This is a genomic window from uncultured Microbacterium sp. (assembly GCF_963521695.1).
Classification (GTDB): Bacteria; Actinomycetota; Actinomycetes; order Actinomycetales; family Microbacteriaceae; genus Microbacterium.
This window is the reverse complement of record NZ_CAUQWC010000284.1, coordinates 1-3,738: the sequence shown is the minus strand read 5'-3', so window position 1 is coordinate 3,738 and position 3,738 is coordinate 1. Positions and strand designations below refer to the sequence as shown.

2 protein-coding genes and 1 tRNA gene are annotated in these 3,738 nt (G+C 73.0%); 1 reads left to right on the top strand and 2 read right to left on the bottom strand.

The features are described 5' to 3' along the window. The first annotated feature begins 64 nt into the window (after nucleotides 1-64). A tRNA-Ser gene (locus tag RWP81_RS15260) sits at nucleotides 65-156 on the top strand. A gap of 99 nt (nucleotides 157-255) precedes the next feature. On the opposite strand, the gene RWP81_RS15255 is transcribed toward RWP81_RS15260, so the two are convergent. Next, nucleotides 256-2,559: a DUF3488 and transglutaminase-like domain-containing protein gene (locus RWP81_RS15255; protein WP_314457520.1), complete on the bottom strand. Its 2,304-nt coding sequence runs from the start codon at nucleotides 2,557-2,559 to the stop codon at nucleotides 256-258. Beyond that, a partial coding sequence (locus tag RWP81_RS15250; protein WP_314457518.1) for a DUF58 domain-containing protein occupies nucleotides 2,546-3,738 on the bottom strand: 1,193 nt, incomplete at its 5' end. The genes RWP81_RS15255 and RWP81_RS15250, both read right to left, overlap by 14 nt.

The following is a 3,738-nucleotide window of genomic DNA, read 5'->3' as shown; positions in this document are numbered from 1 at the left end:
GGTCCGGCCGACGTGACCCGGCCGCGGCGGGGGAGCGGTCCGTCGCCGTGTAAGCTCTCCTGTTGGAAGTGTGTCCGAGCGGCCTAAGGAGCATGGCTGGAATCCATGTAGGCGGGGTAACTCGCCTCGCAGGTTCAAATCCTGTCACTTCCGCCACACGATGAGCCTCACCCCGCAGGGGGTGGGGCTCATCGTCTTTCCCCCGATGCCCGTGCCGAATGCCGATTTCCCCTCTTCCGGGAGCGTCCGGCGCCCTCAGCTGCCGACGGTCTCGCGTTCCGCCTCGACCGCACCCGAGCGCACGACGAGCGAGCGCGGGAACAGGCTCGCGACCAGGCGCCGCCTCGGTGAGGCACCCGCCCGCAGACGAACGCGGATGCGCTCGACCGCAGCGATCAGGGCGGGTCCGCTCGCGGGGTCCACGGCGTCCTCGGCGTAGCTGACGCGTTCCACCGCCGCACGCAGCAGACCGACGTCGTCGGCGTCGACGCCGTGATCGCTCGTCAGACGCGCAGCGAAAGCGCGGGGCGACTCGGCTCCGGATGCCGGGATGCCGAGGTCGACCGCCTCCTCTTGCAGGGCCCGCCACGCCGAGACCGGATCGCCCGCACCGGCGGCCGTGAGCCGGCGACGGCGCCGCAGCACCCGCACGACCGAGGGCACGAACACCAGCAGTGCGAGCGCGAGGGCGATCAGGGTCGGCGCGACCCACGTCGTCGACGACCGTTGTCCGGCGGAGACGCCGGGGCCGTCCTGCTCGCCCAGGTCGGGGCGCCCCGCCTGCGACGGCGCCGTCGAGGGCTGCGCGTCGGGGGAGGCGGCATTCTGCTCCGGGGTGTCGGTCGTTCCCGATCCGCCCGAACCCGATCCCGACGCGAAGTTCGTCGGCACGCCGAGGCTGTTGGTGGGCTCGAAGGGCACCCATCCGATGCCCTCGAAGGACACCTCGGGCCACGCGTGCAACTGGCTGGAGCTCACTGTGTACTCGGTGCCGCCCTGCTGCGCGGTGGTCGACGCCGTTCCCGGGAGGTAGCCGATGACGATGCGCGCGGGGATGCCGAGCGAGCGGGCCATCACGGCGAAGGCGGAGGCGTAATGCACGCAGTAGCCCGCGCGCACCTCGAGGAAGTCGGCGACGGCATCCACTCCCGCGCCGTCGAAGCCCGACTCGACGGGGGCGTCGAGCGAGTAGCGGAACTCGCTGCTGCGGAACCACGTCTGCAGTGCCAGCAGTTGGTCGTAGGGCGACTGCGCGCCCGCGGTCACCTCGCGCGCGGTGTCGCCGATGACGGCGGGCACGTCGTCCGGCAACGACGTCAGCGTCGGGTCGAGACCAGGTCCTCCCACCGCGCTCGAGCGGATCTGCTCGAGTGTCGGGCGGGGTACGTCGGCCTGCACCTCGTAGACCTGCTCACGGGTGGACCCCGCGCGGGTGACGACCGTGCGGTTCTGCGGCATCCCGAGCCAGTCCCCGGTGAGTCCGGTCACGGTGGAGGCGGGATAGGGCACCGGCAGCCACGGGCTGTCGAGCTGATCGACGGTGACCGTGGTGTCGTAGTCCTCGACGGTGACGCCCTCGGCGACGGTGACCGGGTCGAACACGGCGCCCTCGGCCGTGACGGGCACGGTGTCGGAGCTGTCGGGTTGCCACACGGCGCCGTCGAAGCGCGAGAGGGTCACCGCTCGGAGGTAGGGGGCCGTGGGTGCCGTCGTGCGCACGGAAAGCACCTCGACCTCGCGCGGTTGACGCAGGTCGTTGCCGAGCTCGAGGTTGGGGTTGATGGTCGTGCCGATGCCACCGCTGCCCCCGGTCGCGAAGCGCAGATCCGGTTGGGGCAGGAGCGGGGTGGCGACGACAGCGACGATCACGGCGACGGCGGCGACGCCCAGAGCGGTCGCCGAGACACCCCGCACGCGCGGGGAGTCCGCACGCGCAGACGACGCGGTCGCCGCCTGGGCGCGCGTGTCGATGCGCAGCAGGAACAGCAGCGCCGCCGCCAGCAGCACGAAACCCGCGATGTCGATGTCGGAGGGGATGGCGATCGTGGGGATCAACGACACTGCGACGAGACCGACGCCGGCCAGCAGCGGCATCCGTGCGGTCAGGACGACGTGGTCGAGCACCACCGCGAGGCCGGCGATGGCGGCGACCAGCAGGAACGACAGGCCCGTCTGCGCGTCCACCGGCGCGACACCGATACGGATCTCCTCTGCCGCCGCGGCCAGCAGATCGGGCACCGACGCGAACGTCGCCGGGGTCGGGATGACCCCGAGCAGGGCGGTGGAGCGGCCGAAGATGGCCGTCAGCAGCACGATGCCCACCGCGACCTCGACGACGCTCGCGAGCACCGCCGGCAGTCGCCCGACGCGGACGAGCAGCCCCGCCCCGAGCACGGCGGCCGTGACGAACACGGCCCCCGCGACCCACGGGCCCGGGGCGATGACCGAGAACACCGGCAGCATGGCGCTCGCGATCGCGGCGAACAGCCCGATGGTCAGGAGCGTCGCATCGCGCCGGCGCCGCGGGGTGCGCAGCACCGTGACGTCAGCGGTCGACACGGGCGTACCCCTCTTCCATCGCGTCGTCCCACGCCGCAGCCACGTCGCCCCCGGGCCACAGGACGGCCGCCTTCCATCCTCCGGCCCGAAGGCTCTGGATCTCCGCCCGCTCGGCCACCACGAGCAGCACCGGCAGCGCCGAGTGGTGGGCCACGGCTCCCAGTGCGGTGCGGTCGTCGGGTTCGAGCGCGCCCGTGATCACCACGACGGGGCCCGAGAGAGCGGCGGCGGATGCCGGCACCACGCGCCGTGCGGGATCGTCGGCGCGAGCGCGCAGGGTGGCGAAACCAGCGGACGCTGCCCGCGCTTCTCCGTCGTCGCCGCCCTCGACCGGATCGATCAGCAGACTGCCGTCACTGTCGACGACGTCGACGGTGTATCCCTCGTGCACGAGGCGCGCGATGACCGAGACGCAGGCCGTCACCGCCGTCTCGAAGGCCTCATCGGCGCCCGGGGCGCTCGCTGCGAGCGGTGTCCATCGTGAGAGCGCGCGGTCGAGCACCACCGTGGCCGCCGGGCTCGATTCCTGCTCCTCCTGTCGCACCATCAGGGTGTCGCGGTGGGCGGTCGCGCGCCAGTGGATGCGGCGCATCGAGTCGCCCGGGGCGTACGGACGCGCGACGAGGTTGTCGGACCCCTGCCCCAGCTGCAGCGTCGTCGTCTGCCGGCTACCACCGGCCTCACCCGAGGCGCGGGGAAGCGGGGCGAGGTCGACGATGGCCGGCGCGACGGTCACGGGTGTCGTGCGCCCCAGCGCGAGGCGTCGCCGCAGCAGTCCGAACGGATCGGTGGTCGTCACCTCGAGGGGCCCCAGAGCATGGATGCCACGCGTCACTCCCACCACGTCGTAGCGCACCTGCACGGCGGCTCCGGTGCCCGACAGTGCCGAACCGGTGGCCGGAGAGCTGCCCTCGGCGCGGCCCGTGAGGCCCGGGGGGAGGGCATCGGACCACCGGCCGGGGCCGCTCGGCAGGGCGCTGCGCATCCCCGCTCGCACGGTCACCGACGCGGTGCCACCGACCTCCGGAACGTCGGGGGAGATGACGCGAGTGACCGCGCCCGCACCGCGCGTCAGCAGGAGGGCGATCGCCGCGGCGACGAGGAGCGCCGCCAGCAGGGTCGCGAAGTACAGCAGTTCCGGGATGCCGGCTCGTTCGGCGATCAGGAACGCCGCGGCCG